This window comes from Chloroflexota bacterium (assembly GCA_020850535.1).
Taxonomy (GTDB): Bacteria; Chloroflexota; UBA6077; order UBA6077; family JACCZL01; genus JADZEM01.
This window is the reverse complement of the sequence record JADZEM010000068.1, coordinates 84325-101091: the sequence shown is the minus strand read 5'-3', so window position 1 is coordinate 101091 and position 16767 is coordinate 84325. Positions and strand designations below refer to the sequence as shown.

Here is a 16767-nt window from a genome sequence, read left to right as displayed (position 1 = left end):
GGTCAGGGCCGCACGTCGATCCGTCCGGACGGCATCGGGAGCGAACGTGCGTTCTATAGCCATGATGCCGTGTGGCAGCCGGCGGCGCAACCCCGCCGCGTCGATGCGGAGGCGGGTACCGGGCTGGGAGGTGGACCGCTGCAACACCACGTCGTCGCCCCTTCAACCGACCGCCGGTTCCGGCGCAAGGTTGTTCTTGAGCAGGCGGGCGAGCGCCGCGAGTCGGAGCTCGGTGCGCTCAGTACCCCCGAGCGCCGCCTCGAGACGCTCCACGAGAACACCCAGTGACGGTTCGTCCTCCGCGCGGAAGCGCACGACCCGCGCTGCTTCGTTGCCATCGGCCACCGTTACGGCAATCCGCACGGCCGTCACATCGGGGGCGTCCCAGCCGTTCCCGAAGGCCGTCGCCTCCAAGCGGCAGAAGGTCCCGCCCAAGAGATCGATCTCGTCGCCGGCGCGCACCTCGTCTGCGGCCGTCCAGTAGGCGGGAGGCTTCGCGATCACAAAGCTGCCGATCTTTTCGGCCCACGCGTCCTCGGACAGCGCCGTGTCCGCAATGGACCGCGCGAAGGCCACGAGTCGCGGCTCGCGCGCCACGAGCGAAACGTGCAGGGCCCGCCGGGCGATATCAGCGCGGTCCGGTGGCCCCGCCCCATCCTCTAGACCGCGCGTCACGCGGTCGCGGATACGCTCCAAGAGCCGTGGGTACGCGGCGCGGAGGTCATCCATTGCCGCCCGCAAGGTCGTGGCGTAGAACTGCGCGTGATCGGGGTTGGCCGGCCCATCTTCCACGAACGGCTCCAAGCCGCACGCCAGCGGCAGGTCCCGGAACAGGAGAGTCGCCGGCTCCCGTGCGACCAGGAGCGCGTCGCGCACGCTCTTTGCCAGTTCGGGGATGACGCTGGTCCGGCGGGTGTAGTCCGGGAAGCCGGCGGCGAAGACGGTCAGCGGCCGCACGACGTCCAGCAGGTCCGGGCGGCGGCCGCCGGGCTGTTTCGCGGCGAAGAGCTGCGCCAGCTGGGCAAACACCTCCGCGCGCACACCCGCGATACGACATAGCTGGAACTCAAAGGACGACGGATGCTTGATCAGGCGCAGGAAGTCGGGTGCGCCGCATCTCGGCAGGAACGTGCCGTGCTCGTACACCGCGATCTCATGGGCGTGCGCGGCGACCACGATCGCCAACAGAAGGGGCGCCATGCCCGCGCGTACGCCGTACGGCCGGCCTTGCACCACTCCAAAGATCTCGGGCGCCGGCACTCGGTGCCCATCCTGCTCCTCAAGCAGCGCGATGATGCGGGCGAGGGCAGGTCGGAGGCGTAGAGGGTCAGCGTGCTCGGGGGGCTCCGCGAGCACGAATTGCCCCGCCTGCTCGCGGTGCACGTTGCCGGCGCTCAGCACGGACAGGTACATCGATTTCTCCGGCGGCGCTTTCCCAGCCGGGATACCCAGGGCGGGCTGGTCGGCCGACGAGAAGATGCCCTCGATCAGGCGCAGGCGCGCCGCGGCCGCGGCGCTGCTCAAACTCCGCCGGTTGAGCAGCTCGTTACGGACGCGCGGCGCCTTGCGGTACAGCTCGTCGCAGATCTCGGACAGTGCTGCGGAGAGCCCGCCTCGCGCGGGCACCTCGAGTCGCCTACCACCCCGCCACCATTCCACGTCGGTGCTCGTGACCCGAAAGCCGAAGAGCGCCGCGAGCCTCCGCAATAGCGCCTGCCGCGACAAAGCGACCTGGCGCGCCACCTCGGCGGCCGCGTAGGTGTCGTGCGCGAGCTCCGGCGTGTTGTCGGCGACCCACTGCCAGCAGCGGGCATCCTGGAGCTCCGCCGCGAGGTTCTGGAGGGGCGGCGGAACCGCCAGGAGGACCTCCGCGCACGAGGCGATTACGGGGTCCACCGCCAGGGCGAGCGCTGCGCGGTGTTCCTCGGGCGACTCGCAGAGCGCGACGATGACCAAGCCGTCGGCGTCGGTCGGTCGTGCCACGGCCTCCCGCAGCCCGGCCGGCTCGGCGTGGCGCACCTCGAAGTGCCGTAAGGTGCCCGTCTCGATGTAGTGGCGCCGCGCCAGCACGGGAGTCTCGTCGAGATACGGCGTCAGCTGTGACGCGGCGCGGTCCACCGGTCCGAGCGTGCGCAGCGCTAGCTCGAACGCCGCCTCCAGATTGACGCTCGTGCTCGGCCAGAGACAGTAGCCACCAGCCGCACCGCGGTCAAACAGCAGGCCGCGGCGCTTCAGCGACGCCACCGCTTCGTTCACCGCACCCGCCGACTCGCAGTCCGAGATGGCGGCTGCCAGCACAACGTTGGTGGCGAGGAGATGCTCCGCGTCGAGCACGTTGAGCACGGCCACGGCCTTGAGGACCTGCAACTCGAGGGGGTTCAGGTCGGTGGTGGCCACCCGGTCCAACGTCCCGACGATGCGCAGCCAGTGGCTGCGGTAGCTCGCGCCAGCCAACCGGTGTCCGAACACGGCCCGGACGTAGTCGTAGAAGTCCGGCAGGCGATACCAGTCCTGCCGGCTCGCCCGACGACAGGCGAAGTACTGCAGCCCGAACGGCTCAGACGAGAGGAGGAAGCTGAACAGCGAGCGCTCGTGCTGCCCAAACCGAGCGAAGAACCGGACCAACACCGGCAGCACCATCGGGTGCAGCGGGTACAACTCCAGCGGCGCCGGGCAGTCGCCCAAGGCCCCGTACCAACCGGTCGCCGCGGTCGCGCTGCGCACCGCGTGGGCAGACGCCGCGACATCATCCGGCACCCGCTCCACGTCAACGCTCAGCGCACCAGCGACGAGCGCCGCCACGTGCGCCAGGGGCTGGTCGAACGTGACCTCCTCGTACCGGCCGGCCACCTTGTCCCACTCCAGGCGCGCCGTCGATGGCAGCCGCTCCGCATAGGCGTGGAAGCCTTGGTGGAGGAGCCCCACAACGACCAGGGGGCAGTCGCCGCTCCGGGCGGCTGCTTCCGCGAGGCGCTGGAGCACGTACACGTCCTCCCGGTCCGGGTGGAGGGCGGCGTACTCGAGGAACTTGCCCAGCTCATCGAGCACCAGCAGCACGCCGGAGCGGCCGCTGTGCGCGGCGTAGTGGCCGACGCCCTCCAGTAGCTTGAGTAACTGCGAGGCATCTCCGGTCGCGGAGACCGAGGCCGCGTGGCTCCGCAACTGCTCCAGGGTCCGGTTTGGCCGGCCGCGGCCCCGCAGCCGATCGAGGGTGTGACCAATCGCTCGGGCCACGTTGGGCACCAGCGCCTCGCGTGCGCCGGTGACCAGCACGGGCACCAGTCGAGTCGTCTCCAAGCCTAGCCGGTCGCGCTCGATCTCTCGCTCGATGACCCGGCGCAGCTCGGCGAGCGGAGGCGCCTCCGGCTCACGCAGCAGGTGGGCGAGCACGAGCGCAAGAGAGGACTTCCCCGTGCCGTAGTCCCCGGTGATGCGCCACGCGCGGCGACCTGACCCCGGCCGCAGACCCTCAATCATGCGGGCGAAGACCGCCACCATGGGCGGGGTGACGACGTAGTGGCGGAGGGAGGCCACGTCGTCGAAGTCGCGCTCCAGGTGCACTGACCGGAGGTAGCGCTCCGGCACGCGCAACAGCTCGACGATGCGCGGTGCCGTCGGGGTCCGGTCCGCGGGCGTCACCCCGTCGGTGGGGAGGGAGGATGGGACCGGCGCAAGCAGCTCACCCACCGTTGCCCTCCTCCAGGTACACGGCGGCCAAGAAGTCGCGTTCCCGGACATCGCGGCGAGACACGAGACCTTGGACGGCCGATGGCTGGTAGCGGAACGGCCGTGGTGAGTCGTTCAGCGCATAGGCGTCCAGGCGGCTGCGGATGTCGTCTTCAGGGAGCTTGAACACCTGGCCTATGCTGCCCGGGGCGGTGGCCACGTCACGGTAGGCACGCGTCGCTTCAACTGGCCGATGCTGCCGCCAGTAGTCGTCCAAGCAGAACTCGAAGAGCGCCGTCGCGACCTCGGGCTTGGCTTCCCGGCGGAAGGCGTAGACCGGCTCGCGGCGCCCGGAACCATCGGCGCGGCGCTCGCCCACCTGGTGGAGCAGTTCCAACTCGGCCAATGGGCAGTCCAGCGAGTCCTCGAACCCGCCTTTGGCCGTCCGCGTCGCGATGTACGTGTGGAGGAAGATGTCCAGGTGTTGGCCCAGCGTGACCTCGGAGTGGGACACGTTGCGCCGCCGCGCTTCGCGCATGAGCGCGGCGAGGGCTTCGGTTCGCGTCAGTTCAGCGTAAGGCCATTTGTATAGGAGAAAGTCCCAGGCGAAGAGCGGGTCCTCGACGCGGGTCGCGATGTTCCAGTGGAGCAGCCAGAGCGTCCGCGCGTCCTCGAGGAACGGGTCGAAGCCGTTGTCGGCGAAGACCGCCCGCCCGAAGCGGGTGGGCTCCAGGGTCCTGTCCGGTTGCGGGGCGGCTACCCCCGTGACCTCGACCCAGAAGCGGATCGATCGGACCATGTTCTTGCCGACGCCCAGGCGCACCATGGCCCGCTCCTCGTCCGCGAACGCGGCGGGATCCTCGTCGATCGCGCGGTACGCCTTGGGCAGCCACGCGTACCGGCACGCAAAGCTCTCGTGTCCGGAGAACCTCATGGCCTGCTCCTGCTTCGGGCGCCACCAGGCGCGCACCGGCTCATACCAAGGCTCCTCGCACGGCAGCGCGGGTACCAGCGACTGCCTTCGTGATATGTTCGGCCGCGCGCTCGATTTCCTCGTCAGCCGTGAACTTTCCGGTGCCGATACGCAGCGCACCCTCCTGCAAGGCCGCAGGGAGCCCCATCGCGTGGAGTACGTGGGAGGGTGTGTCGGCGCCGGACGAGCAAGCCGCTCCCGTCGAGAGCGCAACGTGGCGGCGTAGCCGCGCGACAACGGCGTCGTTCGGGACCCCAGGGATCGATACATGTAAGTTATTGCTGAGCCGATGCTCACAATCGCCGTTGATGACCAGCTCATCGATGCCCGCGAGCAAGAGCGCCTGGAGCCGGTCGCGCTGGGCAGCCATTCGCGATTCGTCCGCGCTCATTTCGAGCCGACGCAGCCGGCACGCCTCGCCGAGCCCCACGATGCCCGGCACGTTCGGTGTCCCGTCACCCGTGCCAGGCGTATGGCCGTGTACGGGACGGAGTTCCAGTTCACGCGGGGCCACCAGGGCGCCGACGCCCTTCGGCCCGTACATCTTGTGGGCGCTCATCGTGAGGTACGTGATCTCCCAGGCAGCAAGCTGGATCGGGATCCGGCCGGCCGCCTGGGTCGCGTCGACCAAGGTCAACGCCCCGGCCCGACCGGCGATCCGCGCGACCTCATCGATCGGATAAAGCGTGCCCACTTCGTTGTTGGCGGCCATGACGCAGACCAGATCAACACCATCGCGGCAGACCGCCTCGAGCGCCGCCAGGTCTAGCCTGGCCCGCCCATCAACCGGCAGCCAAAGGACCGAAACGTCGCCCCGCGCTTCGTGAGCGGCGACGGTGTCGAGGACTGCACGATGCTCGACTGCCATGAGCGCCAAGCGCAATGGTCGGTGCTGACAACTTGAGACCGCGTGTCCGACGGCGAGGCGGATGCTCTCACTGGATCCCGACGTGAAATGCACGCCCCTCGGCTCCGCACCGACCAACGCGGCCACCTCGCGGCGCGCATCGGCGACGAGATGGGCCGCTGCTTCACCGAAGAGGTGCTCCACACTGTTTGCATTACCGAAGTCGGTGGTCATGGCCCGCAGCACGGCGGTGGCCACGCGATGATCGACTGGCGTAGTCGCGTGGTGGTCCAGGTAGATGGGGGGTGGGGTGGGCAGCCTCACGATGCGCCTCGCCTGCTGTTGCGCGCGGGGGCCCGAGCCGGATTCCGTCCGCGCGGAAGCGCGCCCGCGTAATGCTCCGCGTAGAGCGCGGCAATCTCGTCGGCTGGATACAGGAGCCGGCCGCCGCCGAGGGTGCGCATATGAGGCAGTTCTCCTTTCGCAGCCCACAGACGGATTGCCCGCTCGCTCATTCGGAACAGCGCAGCTACATCCGCCGAGCTCAGTGGCAGGGTCTCCTGCAGTCCTGGCATCAGCTTGCCGTTGGGTGCAAAGAGGCGCGCCAATACTTCGCGCCGTCGTCGGTCAGTCTCGGAGGCCGTCGCCACAGCCACTTCCTCCAGTGCCGCGATTACCGCAGTTGCCCGCGTTGCCGCCTTTGCCTAGTATAGGGAGAGGGGGGAGAGAGCACAACTAGGTATGCCAAGATGCCTCAATGCCGCGCTTGATCGGTGCCCCACGGAGAAGGCCATGAGCATTCCGCGCCACCGCACGGCGATCAGTAGGGTCGCCCTATCGCGACCGGTCTCGCTGGCCCTAGCCGATGGCCTCATTCCGACGGGAGCGACGTTCTTCGACTATGGCAGCGGACGCGGCGGCGACGTGGAGCGTATGTCGGACCTCGGGTTCGCTGCGTCGGGCTGGGACCCCGTGCATTGGCCGCACGGGGAACTGCAATCTGCTTACCTCGTCAATCTGGGGTACGTCGTTAACGTCATAGAAGATCCGCGAGAGCGTGCTGACGCCCTACGGACAGCGTGGTCACTCGCCGAGGGCGTACTCGTGGTCGCCGCCAGGATGGAGTGGGAAGCGCAGAACTTGCCGGGGGTGGGCTGCGGCGATGGCATGCTCACGATGAAGGGCACGTTCCAGAAGTTCTTCAGCCAGGAGGAACTGCGCGCCTGGGTCGACGGTGTGTTGACGGTGCGCAGCGTGGCGGCCGCCCCTGGCGTCTTCTACGTCTTCCGCGACGAAGTTCAGGCTCAGCGCTACTTCGCCGCGCGCGTTCGCCACCGCCCCGTGGTGGTGCACCGCCGCACCCGGGAAGCGGTGTACGAGGCCAATCGCGCCATTCTGGACCCGCTTCTCACGTTCGTCCAGGCGCGCGGCCGGGAACCCGAAGCCTTTGAACTAGGTCAGGCCGCCGCGGCGATAGTGGAGCGGTTCGGAAGCATACAGCGCGCTCTCGCCCTTGTCCGCCGCGCCACGGGTGACGACGCTTGGGGTGGCGCGCAGACAGCGGCGACCGACGATCTTGCTGTGTATCTCGCCCTTGCTGCGTTCGGTGGGCGCCCCAAATTCACTGCACTCCCACGCGACATCCAACTCGACGTGCGGGCCTTCTTCGGTTCATACAAGGCAGCCTGCGAGAGGGCCGACACGCTGTTATTCGGGGCCGGCAACCTGGCGGCGCTCGACCGCGCGTGTCGAGAAGCGCCCGTCGGCAAGCTTACACCTGAGGCCCTGTACATCCACGTGAGTGCGCTGCCACGCCTTAGCCCACTGCTCCGGGTCTACGAGGGCTGCGGGCGTGCCCTTACGGGCACCGTCGATATGGCGAACGTTGTGAAGCTCCACCGGTTCGAGCCGAAAGTCTCGTACCTCGTATATCCCGCCTTCGACCGCGAGCCGCACCCAGCGCTCCATATGTCCGTGAGGGCAGATCTGAGGCATCTTGACGTCAGGATCAGGGACTTCCGCAGGTGGAAGAACCCTCCAATTCTCCATCGGAAGGAGACGTTCGTCGCAGCGGACTACCCTAGGCGACAGACATTCGCCCGCCTGACTGCACAGGAGGAGCAGGCTGGCTTGTTCGCAGGTCCTGCGAGTATCGGCACACAGGACCGATGGACGGCACTCGTCACGAGCAGAGGTTTGCGCTTCCGTGGGCACCGCCTAATGAGGATCCCGACATTAGGCAAGTAGGATCTCCGCGTGGCCACGGCCCGAGTACGTCAAGACGCGCCCCAGTATGGCAACACTTGGGAAACCGTCGCGGCGGAGACGCGCTCCTAGGCGGTTGCTGGCAGCACCTAGCGGAGCAGCGTCGCCAGCACGGCTCCCAGCGCCAATGACGGCACGTACGGAAAGACAACGCCGCGCCGACGCCCGGCCCGGCACCAGGCCACGAGCGCCCAGACGGCCCCCACCAGGCTCGCCGCGACCGCGGCCTGTAGGGCGAAGAGCGGGCCCTGCCAGGCTCCGACCGCGGCCAGGAGCAGGGCGTCGGCCGGGCCGAGCGCCTCGCCTCGTTCCACCCGAGGAAGGCCGGGTGGCTTGCCGCGGACCAGCACGAACGGGAGCAGCAGCCCCCCGCCGACGGCAACGCCCAGCAGACTGTGCCCGAGGGCGGAAGAGCCTCCGACCAGGGCCGCGAGAACCAGGCCGGTCAGCAGTCCACCGCCGAGCAGCAGGATCGGCACGTGGCGCGAGCGAAGGTCCGCCACTGCGGCCACGCCGAGCAGCAGGGCGAGGGCGGGCCAGGCCACGGCCGTCGGGACCGGCGGGGCAATGTCCATCAAGGTCGCCCCACCTTCAGGTGCATCGCAGGGTTCCTAACCTGCCGATCCCGGCCCACCAGGTGACCATCAGCGTCCCTTGCCGCTCGCGGCACCGGGCCCCACCTGCCGCTCGGCCTCGCCGAAGAGCGCCGCGACGTCCTCGTCGAGGATCTCCTCGTCCGGCGTCTTCCCGGCGGGCACCTCATCCTCCGCGACGCCGTAATACCCCGCCAGCCGGGCGACCAGCTGGCGGCGGTCCTGGCGGAGTCCCGCTCCGTCGCCGAGGGCCACGCGGGCCCGGCAGAGCCCGCGCACGGCCTCGATGGCCGTTGGCTCGCGGTTCAACACCGACCAGTAGACCTCAGCCGCCTCGGCCGGTCGCTCGGCTTGCAGGAGGAGCTGCCCGAGAGCGCGGGCGGCCCTAAGGAACGTCTCCCGGTACTGCTCTTCCAGCGTGACCCCGTCCGCCGCGCTCCGATCCGACACCCAGCCGTAGGTCGGCGCCTCGAGCAGCTCGCCGGCGTACAGCGCGCAGGCCTCGCGGAGCGCGGCCTCGGCCTCGGCCGGCTCAAGGCGGGGCGCGCGTCGCACCAGCTCGAGGAACCGGTGGACGTCGGATGTCATCGCACCCGGCGCGAACCGGTACACGCCGGCCGCGTCGGCCTGGAGGGCATCGCCGGGCAGGCCCGGGCGGAGCCCGGCCAGGAGCTTTCGGGCCCGCCAGAGGGCGTTGTGGACCCGCTTGTGCATCTCGCGGGTGCCCGGGGCGTCGGGGTAAAGCCCCGTCAGCAGCCGCTCGCCTGTCACCGTCCCGGGCGGGTGCGCGGCGATGAAGGCGAGCGCCTCCCAGACGCGGGCGCCGCCCTCGCCGCCGCTGCTCGGCAGGCTGCCAGGCTCCCACTCGCGCCCGTCCACGGCGAGCCGCAGCTTGCCGAAGCAGCGGATCTCGACCATCGCGGCGGCCGGCGCCGCCGGGGCAGGGGGCGCAGGCTCGCGAGCGACACCGTTCTCCGTCGGCGCTGCGACGGTCGCCACGGCGCCGTTCCGGGCAGTCGCGCCGATCCCGGCGGTCCCAGCGCGGGGGGGCCGCTCCGAAGGCACTTCCGGGCGGTCACCGCCACCCTCCACCATCGGACCGGACGTTGCGATACCGTCGGATGCCTCACCGTCGTCCTCCGCCGCCTCGTCCGACTCATCCAGGCCGTGAGCAGCCTCGAGGGAAGCTCCGTCGTCCGACGCGGCTGTACCTTCGTCGGGCTCACCCCTTGACCCGCCCTGATCCGAGGCGACCCATCCGGGCCGGTCGTCATCTGTGCCCGCGGGGACCTGCCCGTACAGGTCGCGGGTCAGGCGCACCAGCCGGGCCAGCTGGTCGGGCGCGATCCGGTACCCGCGGGCGCCGAATGGCCGGCGGCCTTCCAGGCGCACCAGCATGTCGCCACCGGCCCCGAGCTCGGCGGCGTCCTCCGTCCCGAGCAGCCGGACCGACAGCTCGGCGTCCAGCAGCCGCAGGACCAGCCGGGTCTGGAAGTGGGCCAGCAGCCCCTCGCTCAGCTCCTCGGCCCGGCTCGTGGCCGCGAGCAGGCGTACGCCGTACGCCGGGCCGTCGCGCCCGATCGCCTCGAGCGTCGTCCCGCCGTCGTCGAGGTCGGCCAGCTCGCCGACCACCACGACCACCTCCGGGCCGCGCTCGCCGGCCCGCCGGCGCTCCAGCAGGTCGCGCAGCTCGGCGCGCGCCCGCTCCCCATCCGGGCCGGCTGGATCGACCGGCAGGGCCAACTGGTGGGGCAGGTCGGCCAGCTCGGCCGGCAGCGCCCGCCGCGGCGCGAACGTCCACAGCCGCAGCTCGTCCGGACGGGAGCGGGCCGCCAGGCCGGCGACCAGGCTGACCAGGACAGTCTCGGCCCCGCCGCCGGGCAGGCCGGCCACTAGCACGTGCTCGAGCTCCTCCCAGTTGACGGAGACTCCCTGGCGATCCGGCCGGATCCCGAGCGGCACCAGCGGCGGGGCGGCCCCCGGGGCCGCGGCCGGCCAGGCCGCCATGCCGCCGATCGCCCGCACGCGCAGGAGGGCGTCGTGGTCGGGGGTGAGCTCGGCCTCGACATCGCCCCCGAGGTGGCGGCGGAGGGTGGGTGCGGCCTCGACCACGCGTGCCACGTCCGTCAGGTCGCCGCAGACCAGGAACTCGGCCCCGCGCCCGCCGCGGACCTCGGCCGCGGTCAGGATGTCGAGGTCGCGGAACCCTTCGGCGTCCAGCGCCCGCGCGAGGGCCGCCGCGGCCAGGACCGCCGGCTCGGCCTCCTCGCCGGCGTGGGCGCGGAAGGCCAGCGCGCGGTGGGGCTCGCCCTCGGCGAAACCCTCGCGGACCGGCACCTGCTCGTCGGGCGGGGGCGGGTCGTCCAGGCGCGTGCGCCGCCCGCGTCGGCGGCGGGCCAGCAGCCCGGCCGCCCCGAGCGCCAGCACCGCCCCGGCCGCCCCGGCCGCGAGCGCCGCCTGCCGGGCCAGCGCCCGAAGCTCGGCCGCCCGCGCCTCCGCCGCCGCGGCCTCCGCGCGGGCCCGCTGCTCGGCCTCGGCCGCCTCGGCGAGCGCGGCCTGACGGGCTCGCTCGCGCGCGGCAGCCGCCTCGGCCTCGGCGATCCGCGCCTCCTCGGCCCGGCGGGCAGCCTCGGCCAGCCGGGCCTCCTCGGTCCGGCGGGCCTCATCCGCCCGACGCGCCTGTTCGGCCCGCGCCTCCTCGGCCCGCCGGGATTCCTCCGCCTGACGCGCCTCTTCCGCTCGGCGCGCCTCCTCGGCGCGGCGGGCCTCCGCGGCACGGCGTTCCTGCTCGGCACGCTCGGCCGCTGCCGCCGCCTCGGCCGCCACCGGATCGGTACCAACGTCGGTCGGCGGCGCCAGGTCCGGAATCCGCAGTCGGTGGTCGGGGTAGATGAGGTCGGGGTGATGAAGCGGCATCCCGTTCGGGGCGATCGTGCCTCGGTTGGCCTCGAAGATGCGCGGCCAGGCCAGCTCGTCGCCATAGAGGCGCGCGGCGATGCCCCGCAGCGTGTCGTACTTCGCCACGGTGTAGTAGGCCGCCCCATCGACCCACTCGACCGGCCCGGCCGGCGGGACGACCAGCACCCAGCCCGGCCGGATGTAATCGGGACGGGTCAGCCTGCCGCCCTCCGGCTGGGGTTTGCCCAGGTTGGCCTCCGCCAGCCGCGGCCACTCGTCGGGAACGCCATAGTGTTGCCGGCTGATTTCGCGCAGGGTCTCGCCGGAACCGACGACGTGGCGCGTGGGCTCGCCCTCCTGCCGGAGGGGGCCAGCGGACGACAGCCGGGCCGTCGCGACGACCCCATTGGCTTGGCCGTTGCGGGCGATCGTTCCGGCGTCCGAGTCCACACTCTCGGTTCCGTGCGCGACCGCGCCCGAATTGGTCGGTCCGTCGAGCGCCAGGGCGACGGGAGCGGGAGGCGGTGCGGCCGCCGCGGCCGGCGCGGCCCGGCCGACGACGTTGGCGATCAGCATGACGAGCATGGAGCGACGGACGACCCCGCGAATGAGCGGCGCCGAGAGGCGGTCGACGACGGTTGCCAGGGACCCTACCCAGGCGGCCGGGCCGGCCACCCGCGCGGCGAGGGCGACCAGGACCTGGAGCACGAACGACAGCACCGCCCAGGCCCAGAGGGCCCAGGCGAGCAGCTCGGCCAGGCCGAGCAGATCCGCACCGCCGAGGGCCGTCGCGTCACCCCAGGTCGGTAGGGCAGCCGGCAGCCGGGGCGAGCCGACCAGGGCCAGCAGTCCCGTCGGCACGAGCGCCAACCCGACGATCACGAGCCAGAGCTGCCCGCGCGCGGAGCGTGACGACTGGGCGACGAGCGCGATCAGGAGCGCCAGCGCGGCCGGGCTGGCGACGACCCAGCCGGTACCGACGAGCGCCGCCCGTCCGACGGCGCCAGTGGGAAGCCCACCCGGTCCCGTCGAGGCCGCGAGCCAGGCCACTCGCCATGCCGACGTCCACTCGCTCGAGCGGGGGAATCCGTCCCAGGCCAGCAGCCCGACCGGCAGCACGAGCCCGAGCAGGAGCACGAGGATCCAGCCGCGTCGCCCGAGCACCGGACCGCGCGCCGCCGGTCCGTCCCAGGCCCACGCGGTGGCCTCGTCGTCGGCCGCCTCCTTGCCGATGTAGGTACGGTCGAGCATCGCCGTCCTCCTCGCTCGGCCCCTCGAGCGGGACCGTCATTCGCGACAGCCACCCGCCGTCGTCGCCGGTCTGCCCGCTAACGCAGGATCTGCTGAATCTCCCGAACTCGGTAGGCCAGGACGTAGTCGCGCGCGATCGGCGTCAGCGTCCCGCTCCCCTCGCCCCCAGTGGCCGTCCAGCGGCCGTTCCAGGTCACCCGGACGACGACCGGGAAGCCGGGGGGCTGGGCGTTCTCGTAGTGCCATGACGTGAAGTCGTAGACGTACCTGACGGTCGACCCGCTCGGCCCCGCGCCGGGCAGGGTCCGCCGGTCGCCACGGCCGGGGCCGACCTGGCCGCCCAGCCGGCCGAGGCCGTCGCCGAAATCCCAGTCGACCCGCCCGGCCCAGCCTCGGATCTGCACGCTGAAGTCGCCGCCGAAATCGGCCGGTCGCTGCACGCGCCCGCGCTCCGTGAACTCGCCGCCGTACCCGTCGACCCAGAAGTACGTCTCGATCCCGACCAGGCCCGGATTCTCTGGGCTCGTCCGGATCGTCAGCTGCGGGATCTGGAGCTCGAAGAGCCAGTTGGCGAAGCCGGCCGCCGTGATCGGTCCTCCGCCGCCGGCCCCGGGACCGGCGCCCGCGCCGGGGTTGCCACCGGGGCGCCCGCCAGCTCCGACACTGCCTGGACGGCCGGGGCCGCTCACGTTCCACCCACCGCCCCCGGGGCGGACGCCGGCGGTCGGCCGCTGGGGCGGCGGGCGAATGCCAATCGGATCGCCTGGTGCTGCCTGGGCAGTTGCTGGCCCAAGGAGGAGCGCCCCCAGTGCTGCGCCACTCAGCACGAGGGTGCGCCGTCGGGCATCAGGCGCTGTCCGTGACTTTCCACGCGGCATCGCTCCGCTCCAGGAGGTAGTAGGTGTCCAGGATCTCGCCCGCTTGCTCCGCCATGAGGGCCCCAGTCACGGCGTCGATCTCGCGATGCCACTGGCGATACTGGACGTAGATGATTGCTTCCGTACCGGTCAGCTCCACGTAGGCGACCGGCGCTATCGACTCCACCGTGACCTCGGCCAGGCGCCCGGAGGCCTGCAACTGGTTGATGTACGCCCGCGTCCGCTCGAGCCGTCGGCCGGCCGCAACCTCTTCCATGCGGCTCGCATCGGTGCGGGCTAGGGCATCGACCGTCACGGCAAGGTACTGCTCGTAGGCGGTCTGGATTGCTAGCTCCTCCGGCTGGCCCGTCCCGTAGGGCGCATCGACCGAGCCATCCGGGCGGCGCAGCTCGCGCAGCCGCTGCATCAGCGGCCCCTCGTCGTCGGCCGCCTGGGCGACGACGGCGCTCGCCCCGAGCACCAGCTGGCCGACGACCATCGCCGCCCCGAGCAGTGCCAGGACCAGTGCCCTCGGCAGTTTGCTCTTCATCGCCTCCTCCATGTCTCGCCACGAGCTGGCCCAGGTCGCGACCTCTTGCCGCGGTGCCACGCCCGTGGTGGTTCGAGAGCCCCCTCACTCCGCCTGCGTGATGCCGGGGAACGGCCGCGCCCTTGCCGATGCACGCACCTCAGCGGTCCTGATCCCGACGATGCGGATGAACGCGAGCCGGGCCCGCCCGCGCACGCTCACCGCGACCTCCGTTCGGCTCGCTCGGACGTCGCCAGCTGGAGGGCTTTCCAGCCGACGCGACTCGACCCGAGCGAGCGCCTGCTCGGCCCGCTGGCGCGCGGTCCCCTCGACCAGCTCCACCGTCCCCTGCTCGCGGTAGCGCTGCTCGTCGACCGCCGTCGCCCCGGCTCGCGCCGCGCCGTCGGCGATATCCTGGAGCTCGCGGCGCGCCCCCAGGACGACCACCCCGTCGACGGCCAGCCCGACCACGGCCAGGAACAGCGGCAGCATGATCGCCAGCCAGGCCACGGCCTGGCCCCGCACGCCGCGCCGCGCCGCCGCACGGTGCCTCACGGGACTCCCGCCCCCCCGATCCAGCGCGCTCGGTACGGCTCGATCGGCTCGACGTGCTCGGCCGAGACCGCGACCCGTCCCCACCGCAGGACCGACACGTCGGCGCGGACCGTCGCCCGGGCCTCGCCGGCCCCGGTGCGCGGCTGGTTCGGGCGCGGGAAGTCGCGCACCGTGACGTCGACCTGCGCGTTGGCGAGCCCGTAGCCTCTCGCTACCTCCTGGCCGCTCTGGCGGCCCCACGCGACCGCCTCGGCGGCGTCCTTCGCCGACGCCGCCGCCCGGGCCGCCTCGCGGGCTGAGGCCTCGGAGGCCATCTGGACGAGCCCCACCGTCGCGATCGCGGTCGCCCCGACGACGAGCATGACGACGACGGGCACGGCGAATGCCACCTCGACGAGGGCCTGGGCGCGCTCGAGGCGCCTCATCGCCCCGGCCCTCCCGGCGGGCCGCCGCGGAAGAACTCGCCGCTGACGCGCGCCTCGGCGCGGAGCGGCACCTCGATGCGGGTCAGCCCGACGTGGACCGGCCAGGTCCCGTCGGCGGACACGACCCAGGCCTCGCCGCCCGTAGCGCCGAGCTCGATGCGGGTGTTCACGAACAGCCGACGGCCGCTCGGGCCCAAGCCGGCCTGGAGCACCTCGCGCGCTCGCCCCATCCCGTCGCCGCCCGTCACGGCCGCCCGGGCGCCTTCCTGGACGGCGGCGACCACGACGGTCCGCGCGTGGACGTAGAGGACCACCTGGACCATCGCGTAGGCCGCCAAGACCAGGATCGGGAACGCCAGGGCCGTCTCAACCAGCGCCTGGCCCCGCTCGACCTGTCGTCGCAGCCGGCGGGGTCGCCGCTCCTCGCGGCCGGAGGGCCGGGGCCGCGGCACGGCGACGCCGGCGGTCGCCCCGTCCGCGTCGGCGCTCGCCCGGGCGCGCATCACTATCCCCCGCCCCCGCCGACGGCCCCGGTCACTCGACTGAGGATCGAGCTGAAGAGCTGACTGATCCCGTTGCCGAAGGCCGTCAGTCCGGCGATCGCCAGCAGGGCGATCACCCCGATCACCAGCGCGTACTCGACCAGCGACTGGCCGGCCAGCCCGGCCGTCGCCAACCGCCGCCCGGCCGGGAGCCGGGCCGCCACCATCAGCCAGACGCAGTCCATCCACCAGCGAAGCTCGGACACCTCTGCCTCCCGCGCTCTGCCCGCCGCGTCACTGACCTCGGCGCCGCCCCGGCGCCGCCCCCGCCTCGCGCTCGCCGTCCTGTCGTCCCCACCTCCCTATCCCCCGAACCCCAGCAGCGACACCGCCGCCGGGACGAGCAGGATGATGAACAGCACCGGGAGGATGAACACGGCGACCGGGATCACCATCCGGACGTTCGCCTTGCCGCCCTCCTCGAGCACCGCCAGCCGCCGTCGGTCGCGGAGCACCTCGGCCTGGGCCGCGAGCGCCGGCCCGAGCGGCAGGCCCTGCTCCTGGGCGGCCCGCAGCGTGGTCACCAGCTGCGAGAGCTCGGGTGCCCCGACCCGCCGCGCGGCCGCCTCGAGCGCCTCGACCAGCGGGGCCTGCCCGAGCGCCGCCTCGCGGGTCGCCCGCCGCAGCTCGCGAGCCGCCGCTCCCGTCCCCTCGCGGACGACCAGCTCCAGCCCCTGCTCGACGGCGTAGCCGGCCGAGGTCGCGATCGCGAGCAAGTCCACCAGGGCCGGCAGCTCGTGGGCGCAGGCGGCCCGCAGGGTCCGCAGCCGCCGCTCCAGCTCCCAGTCCGGTGCGGCAAAGCCGAGTCCCGCCACCAGCGCCGCGATCCACGGCGTCGCCCAGCCGAACGGGAGCACCCCGAGAGAGGCCCCGAGCGGGACGAACGCACCGGCCACCAGCGCGACCGCCAGCTTCTCGCCGTAGTGCTGGGAAGCCGTCACGCCCGGTCGGGCGACAGCCAGCCTGGCCTCCAGGTCGCGGCCGCCGGCCAGCCCGAGCCGGCCGAGCAGGCTCCGCAGCAGCGCCCCGACGTCGTCGAGGACCGGCCGCAGGAGGGCCTCGAGCAGCCGCGACCGGAACAGCGGCAGTCGCTCGGCCCCGAGCTCCCAGCGGACCCGCTCGTCCACGTCGAGCCGCCGCAGCCGCTCGACCAGGTCCGGCTTCGGCCGCCCGATCGGCTGGGCCACCAGCAGCAGGTACAACCCGAGCCCGACCAGGGCCGGCCAGAGCAGCCCGCCCGGCCGGACCGCCGTCGGGTCGAACCGGCCGAGCCGCTCGACCAGCACTGCCCAGGCCGCGGCCCGCGCGGCAGGGTCGGCCAGCCAGCCGAGGTCTGGGAGCCCGAAGGGGTCGTTCACGGGTGCGC

General features: G+C 72.3%; 14 protein-coding genes. 1 reads left to right on the top strand and 13 read right to left on the bottom strand.

Annotated features, from left to right (window positions below; genetic code table 11):
• Positions 1 to 162: 162 nt before the first annotated feature.
• The 4 genes from IT306_10450 to IT306_10435 are packed head-to-tail and all read right to left on the bottom strand — an operon-like array spanning position 163 to position 6061.
• On the bottom strand, positions 163 to 3687 hold the full coding sequence (locus IT306_10450) for a hypothetical protein (GenBank protein MCC7368834.1): 3525 nt from the start codon (positions 3685 to 3687) through the stop codon (positions 163 to 165).
• Positions 3680 to 4600 (bottom strand): DUF4007 family protein, encoded by a 921-nt coding sequence (locus IT306_10445; GenBank protein MCC7368833.1) that lies wholly within the window; start codon positions 4598 to 4600, stop codon positions 3680 to 3682. Before IT306_10445 ends, IT306_10450 begins: the two co-directional genes overlap by 8 nt.
• Before the next feature lie 40 nt (positions 4601 to 4640).
• A complete protein-coding gene (locus tag IT306_10440) occupies positions 4641 to 5804 on the bottom strand; it encodes a cysteine desulfurase (protein ID MCC7368832.1) in 1164 nt (387 codons plus the stop codon).
• A gap of 2 nt (positions 5805 to 5806) precedes the next feature.
• Entirely contained in the window at positions 5807 to 6061 is a 255-nt protein-coding gene (locus IT306_10435; GenBank protein MCC7368831.1) for a helix-turn-helix domain-containing protein, read from the bottom strand.
• Between the two features lie 217 nt (positions 6062 to 6278).
• Between IT306_10435 and IT306_10430 the strand changes: the two genes are divergently transcribed.
• On the top strand, positions 6279 to 7733 hold the full coding sequence (locus tag IT306_10430; GenBank protein ID MCC7368830.1) for a DNA phosphorothioation-associated putative methyltransferase: 1455 nt from the start codon (positions 6279 to 6281) through the stop codon (positions 7731 to 7733).
• 107 nt (positions 7734 to 7840) lie between these two features.
• Here IT306_10430 and IT306_10425 read toward each other — a convergent pair whose 3' ends face one another.
• The 9 genes from IT306_10425 to IT306_10385 all read right to left on the bottom strand — a co-directional run bounded on the left by IT306_10425 (position 7841) and on the right by IT306_10385 (position 16759).
• Positions 7841 to 8326: a prepilin peptidase gene (locus IT306_10425; protein ID MCC7368829.1), complete on the bottom strand. Its 486-nt coding sequence runs from the start codon at positions 8324 to 8326 to the stop codon at positions 7841 to 7843.
• Between the two features lie 69 nt (positions 8327 to 8395).
• Entirely contained in the window at positions 8396 to 12493 is a 4098-nt protein-coding gene (locus tag IT306_10420; GenBank protein ID MCC7368828.1) for a LysM peptidoglycan-binding domain-containing protein, read from the bottom strand.
• Positions 12494 to 12570: 77 nt separating this feature from the next.
• Positions 12571 to 13182 carry a hypothetical protein gene (locus IT306_10415; GenBank protein ID MCC7368827.1) on the bottom strand — a complete coding sequence of 204 codons (612 nt, stop codon included), beginning with the start codon at positions 13180 to 13182 and terminating at the stop codon, positions 12571 to 12573.
• A 157-nt stretch (positions 13183 to 13339) separates the two neighbouring features.
• Positions 13340 to 13900, bottom strand: coding sequence for a hypothetical protein (locus IT306_10410; protein MCC7368826.1), 561 nt, complete (start codon positions 13898 to 13900; stop codon positions 13340 to 13342).
• Between the two features lie 84 nt (positions 13901 to 13984).
• Entirely contained in the window at positions 13985 to 14434 is a 450-nt protein-coding gene (locus IT306_10405; GenBank protein MCC7368825.1) for a Tad domain-containing protein, read from the bottom strand.
• Positions 14431 to 14859 carry a hypothetical protein gene (locus IT306_10400; GenBank protein MCC7368824.1) on the bottom strand — a complete coding sequence of 143 codons (429 nt, stop codon included), beginning with the start codon at positions 14857 to 14859 and terminating at the stop codon, positions 14431 to 14433. The genes IT306_10405 and IT306_10400 overlap by 4 nt, the downstream gene beginning before the upstream one ends.
• Complete coding sequence (locus IT306_10395) at positions 14856 to 15362, bottom strand: pilus assembly protein (GenBank protein ID MCC7368823.1); 507 nt, start codon at positions 15360 to 15362, stop codon at positions 14856 to 14858. Before IT306_10395 ends, IT306_10400 begins: the two co-directional genes overlap by 4 nt.
• A 2-nt stretch (positions 15363 to 15364) precedes the next feature.
• Positions 15365 to 15568 (bottom strand): hypothetical protein, encoded by a 204-nt coding sequence (locus IT306_10390; protein MCC7368822.1) that lies wholly within the window; start codon positions 15566 to 15568, stop codon positions 15365 to 15367.
• 135 nt (positions 15569 to 15703) lie between these two features.
• Complete coding sequence (locus tag IT306_10385; protein ID MCC7368821.1) at positions 15704 to 16759, bottom strand: type II secretion system F family protein; 1056 nt, start codon at positions 16757 to 16759, stop codon at positions 15704 to 15706.
• Positions 16760 to 16767: the final 8 nt, after the last annotated feature.

Excerpts from the sequence above, each read along its gene's own strand:
- IT306_10420 (MCC7368828.1), bottom strand. The coding sequence starts at position 12,493 with ATGCTCGACCGTACCTACATCGGCAAGGAGGCGGCCGACGACGAGGCC.
- IT306_10435 (MCC7368831.1), bottom strand. The coding sequence starts at position 6,061 with ATGCCAGGACTGCAGGAGACCCTGCCACTGAGCTCGGCGGATGTAGCT.
- IT306_10430 (MCC7368830.1), top strand. The coding sequence starts at position 6,279 with ATGAGCATTCCGCGCCACCGCACGGCGATCAGTAGGGTCGCCCTATCG.
- IT306_10410 (MCC7368826.1), bottom strand. The coding sequence starts at position 13,900 with ATGAAGAGCAAACTGCCGAGGGCACTGGTCCTGGCACTGCTCGGGGCG.
- IT306_10390 (MCC7368822.1), bottom strand. The coding sequence starts at position 15,568 with ATGGTGGCGGCCCGGCTCCCGGCCGGGCGGCGGTTGGCGACGGCCGGG.
- IT306_10400 (MCC7368824.1), bottom strand. The coding sequence starts at position 14,859 with ATGAGGCGCCTCGAGCGCGCCCAGGCCCTCGTCGAGGTGGCATTCGCC.
- IT306_10445 (MCC7368833.1), bottom strand. The coding sequence starts at position 4,600 with ATGAGGTTCTCCGGACACGAGAGCTTTGCGTGCCGGTACGCGTGGCTG.
- IT306_10425 (MCC7368829.1), bottom strand. The coding sequence starts at position 8,326 with ATGGACATTGCCCCGCCGGTCCCGACGGCCGTGGCCTGGCCCGCCCTC.
- IT306_10395 (MCC7368823.1), bottom strand. The coding sequence starts at position 15,362 with ATGCGCGCCCGGGCGAGCGCCGACGCGGACGGGGCGACCGCCGGCGTC.